The following is a 2,707-nucleotide window of genomic DNA, read 5'->3' on the forward strand; positions in this document are numbered from 1 at the left end:
GACATATTCTTCTCAGAATCACTGCACATCTAAAATTGCATAGGGAGCATATTACAACTGCGGAATGATAGAAATACAATCTAGGAAGTCCGGTCAGAATCCGGCACGGTTTATCTCCGCTGTAATAAGGACGAAAGTTGTCGATACCACTGGGAAACCGGGAAGGGACAATGAGTAGGTTGGAACTTTAAGTCAGAATACAGGCAGTTGCAGCTCAGTAGATAAATGTCCGAAAGCATATCGGGGGTTTATTTTTGTTCCTCAAAAAACGGATACAATCCGCAGGAAAGCGGTTTATATAGATAGTAAACAACAAATACTCGGAATCTTTAGAACTACAATGGGGGAGAAGGTTTTGGGGAGCCTACAGGAAAAAGGAGAAGAAAATGAAAAAACACAGCAAAAAAATTGTGTCGCTGATGCTTGCTCTGCTGATGGTGTTCAGTCTGTTACCGATGTCATCCATATCAGCACTGGCAGCAGGCAGCAACAGTCCTGTCGCAGTACAGGCGGATGATACAGTGACAGCAGCACCGGCACCGGTCTTTTATTCAGTCCTGACAGATCTCAGTCGTCAGTCGGCTACTTATTATGCCGATGACTCGGACAAAGTAGGTCAGCTGCGCGTACAGTTGAAGTACAATCCATCTGATTACAACAAGAATACATTGGCGATTTTATGGCAGGTGTCCGATGACGGAAGTACATTTACCGATGCTGAAGGCGCAGGAACTACAATGAGTGCCCCACTGGTCAGCACTTATGTACCGAAGGTCACGGTTGGTCAGACAAAGTATTATCGGGCTATTATAACAAACAAAGGTTTGCAGGAAAATATGACGCCAACAGTAGTTACTACTGCAATTGCCAAAATTTGTTATAAAACAGGAACACGTCCGCGCGTGGAGATTGACAAGGCAATGCTTCGTCAGTCGGATGGTACTTTAGTATCGGATGATTCATTAAGTAAAGTGACATTATGGGGTGTAAATGGTACTCTGCCGAAACGGATTACCAATATCGGATCATTTAGCGGCAACCTTGCGCAGATGCGGGATACGAACTGGGATACGGATACCTACCTGTTTCGTGGCTGGCAGATAGGTGACCGGTTTTTTGATGGAACCTGCCCGGAAACGGCTGCTGTTGCGGCTGGACCGAACGAAGTAAGTGCACTGAAAGGTTTTCTGACCGTGGCAGATTCTGACTGGCATTTTAAAATGTATCAGTCTCCATATCAGAATCGAAATACCTATTATCTGAATTATGAAGGTACGACATCACAGGATGGGGCATTGAAAGTATGCCATATTACACCTGTTTTTGAAAAAATGCCAGCGGTGGTTTACCAACTCAGTCTGGTTCAGACGACTGGTGGAACAGTCAGCCAGGTACGTGACGGAGGAGAGACACATACGCTGATCGCAGATGCAGCATCCCTGTATAAGTTTGTGCGCTGGGAGCAGTCCGGTGATGGCGGCGAGACATGGATACCGGTTGATGGTGATTCCAGGCTCCAGGTAACGCTTGATAAGGATATGACATATCGTGCGATTTTTGAAAGTCCTTACAAGATTGAAAACATGCAGGTGGCTGAATATGCATTACCATCTTCCGGGAACAACTGGTATGTGAATATGGCAGTAAATCTGGCAGATTCACTGCCAAGCAATATGAAAGTAACGTTCCATATCTATGATGGCGAATCAGTAAGCGAAGAACATTTGCTTGGTGAATATAAAACAAGTTTTGCTCTGGTGAAGAAAGAGCAGACTCTTAAAGCAAAAGCACAGAAACGTCCGTCCGGTGATACGGATAAAATACTGGTGGTGGCAGAGACAGAAACGGGTGATACGGCACAGGCTGAATATCAGTTGAAAGGAACATTGGATGCAACAGCATCGAATGTTTCTGTAGATACCATTGACAGTGCATTTCTGGAAAAAGAACCTGCAGAGGTTCAGACATCTGTGAGTGGAAATCCGGAAGTGAAGAGTGTATTCTGGTCCAGTGCAAATGTGAGTGTTATTCCGACACTGGGAACGGACATGAATACCTGTGCGATCAATGAAAGTACAGGTTTGATTACTTACAATGTGTTTAGTTCGAACAGACCAATTACTTTTACAGCAAAAGCCGGAGACGGAAGAATTGCGGATGTCGAAATTACTTTTAAAGGCGGAATGGCTTCTAAAATCAGCGAGAAAGTCATAAAAGTACTGGAAGGCGAAAGCAAAGAATATCAGGCAGTCAATACATCTCCGATTCTGAGTGTCAGCAGACAGAAAGTAAGCGTAAAATCATCCGATGAGAGTATTTTTACCGCTGAGATCCTTACCCGCGCCGGCAGTCAGTTCCAACCGCAGGATATCGTGGATAAGATCAAGATCAACGGTGTGAGCAAAGGTAAGGCAACTCTGACAATCGATACCAATGGTAAAACAGTAGAGTATCCGGTTGTGATCCAAAATACGACAGACGCAGTAAAAGAAGTAACGTTATCCGATACAGAAACAAATCTGATTCAGGGAGACAGCAAGACGCTGCAGGCAGATGTGACACCGGAAACTGCTATGACGACATTGAACTGGAGCAGTTCCGCACCGGATATTGTCAGTGTGAAAGATGGCAGGATCACAGGTCTGAAAGCGGGCAATGCAGTGATTACCGTTACTGCAACAGATGCACTGGGTAACCGTGTGGAAGC

The 2,707-nt window shown here is 45.0% G+C and carries 1 protein-coding gene and 1 riboswitch; the gene reads left to right on the plus strand.

The genetic code is table 11. The features are described from left to right. The first annotated feature begins 40 nt into the window (after positions 1-40). Positions 41-223, plus strand: a riboswitch (cobalamin riboswitch). Between the two features lie 163 nt (positions 224-386). Beyond that, positions 387-2,707: Ig-like domain-containing protein (locus HMPREF0373_RS01625; protein ID WP_021737807.1), on the plus strand; the 2,321-nt coding region annotated here is incomplete at its 3' end.

Origin of the sequence: Eubacterium ramulus ATCC 29099 (genome assembly GCF_000469345.1) — a bacterium.
Lineage (GTDB): Bacteria > Bacillota > Clostridia > Lachnospirales > Lachnospiraceae > Eubacterium_I > Eubacterium_I ramulus.